This is a genomic window from Mesorhizobium sp. M4A.F.Ca.ET.020.02.1.1, from assembly GCF_004022645.1.
Taxonomy (GTDB): Bacteria; Pseudomonadota; Alphaproteobacteria; order Rhizobiales; family Rhizobiaceae; genus Mesorhizobium.
The window spans coordinates 1-1,521 of sequence record NZ_RZOI01001052.1 but is presented as its reverse complement, the minus strand read 5'-3'; the positions used below and the strand labels follow the sequence as shown (position 1 = coordinate 1,521).

General features: G+C 64.8%; 3 protein-coding genes. All 3 read right to left on the bottom strand.

Annotated features, from left to right (window positions below):
- A partial coding sequence (locus EN742_RS34680) for an ATP-binding cassette domain-containing protein (protein WP_128333858.1) occupies positions 1-416 on the bottom strand: 416 nt, incomplete at its 3' end.
- Positions 413-1,264 carry an ABC transporter permease gene (locus EN742_RS34675; RefSeq protein ID WP_126058832.1) on the bottom strand — a complete coding sequence of 284 codons (852 nt, stop codon included), beginning with the start codon at positions 1,262-1,264 and terminating at the stop codon, positions 413-415. The genes EN742_RS34675 and EN742_RS34680, both read right to left, overlap by 4 nt.
- Positions 1,261-1,521: ABC transporter permease (locus EN742_RS34670; RefSeq protein ID WP_148670510.1), on the bottom strand; the 261-nt coding region annotated here is incomplete at its 5' end. The genes EN742_RS34670 and EN742_RS34675, both read right to left, overlap by 4 nt.

The window sequence follows — 1,521 nt, the reverse complement described above, 5'->3', positions numbered from 1 at the left end:
GCCCTGAACAGCTCGACGGCGCGTCGGCGGGCCTGTTCGGGCGGCATCAGCTTGTGGATGCGCGTGACCTCGATGACCTGCTCCATGATGGTGGAGGAGGGGTTGAAGGAGGCGGCGGCACTTTGCGGGACATAGGCAATGTCCGTGCCGCGCAGCCTGGCGCGTTCCTTTTCGGAAAGGGCGGCCATGTTCTTGCCGTTGACGTTGATCTCGCCGCCGGTGATCCGGCAGCCGGGCCGCGCATAGCCCATCAGCGAGAGCGCCACCGTAGTCTTGCCGGAGCCGCTTTCGCCGATCAGGGCGACGATCTCGCCGTCGGCTATGTCGAGGCTGACGCCTTTGATGATCTCGACAAGCCGTCCGGCGTCGGTCGTCGCCTCGATCCTCAGGTTCCTGACCTCGACGAGATTGCTCATGCGTCCCGGTCCCTGATCTTCTGCGGCAGGTTGTCGATCAGCAGGTTGACGCTGATGGTGAGGCTGGCGATCGCCAGCGAAGGCACGATGACGGCGGGGGCCGCGAAGGGCAGGCCGCCGATGTTCTCGCGCACCAGCGCGCCCCAGTCGGCGAGCGGCGGCTGCAGGCCGAGCCCAAGGAAGGACAGGCCGGAGAGCAGCAGAACGATGAAGACGAAGCGCAAGCCGAAGTCGGCGAGCACCGGGCGGATGATGTTGGGCAGGATCTCGGAGCCGACGAGATAGAGGGTGCTCTCGCCGCGGACACGGGCGACAGTCATGAAGTCCATGGTGTTGATGTTGACGGCGAGCGCGCGCGCGAAGCGATAGGAGCCGGGGATATAGATGACGGCGAGCGTCAGGATCAGCACCGGAATCGACGAACCGACGGCAGCGACGACGACAAGGCCGAACAGCTTGCTGGGGATGGAGTTCATGGCGTCCAGGAAGCGGCTGAGGCAGGTGTCGAGCCAGCCGCCGGTGACGGCCGCTATCATACCCAGCACGACGCCGGAAAAGCAGGCGATGGAGACGGCGGCGAGCGATATGCCGACGGTGTAGCGCGCGCCCATCAGAACTCGCGAGAGCATGTCGCGTCCCAGATAGTCCGAGCCGAGCCACAGCCCCTGACGCATCGGCCCGAAATAGTCGTCGTCGACGATGTCGCCGATGGGATGGGGAATGATGTAAGGCGCGAAGATCGCGACCAGTGTCCACGCCAGGATGACCAGCGAGGCCACGACGCCGACGAGGTTGTAGCTGTGGCCCAGGAAGGACCGCCGGGAGGCTGCCGCGCGCGCCATCGTCATCTCAGCCTCGGGTTGGACATTATGGCGACGATGTCGGCGGTCGTGATGAGAAGAAGGTAGCCGAGGCAGAAGATCATCGCGCAGCTCTGGATCAGCGGCAGATCGCGGGTCGCGACCGCATCGACCATCAGCTTGGCGATGCCGGGATAGTTGAAGATCGTCTCCACGATGATGACGCCGCCGACCAGATAGGACAAAGACAGCGCGATCGCGTTGACGATCGGCCCGAGCGCATTGGGCAGCGCGTGTCTCAGCAC

Excerpts from the sequence above, each read along its gene's own strand:
- EN742_RS34675 (WP_126058832.1), bottom strand. The coding sequence starts at position 1,264 with ATGACGATGGCGCGCGCGGCAGCCTCCCGGCGGTCCTTCCTGGGCCAC.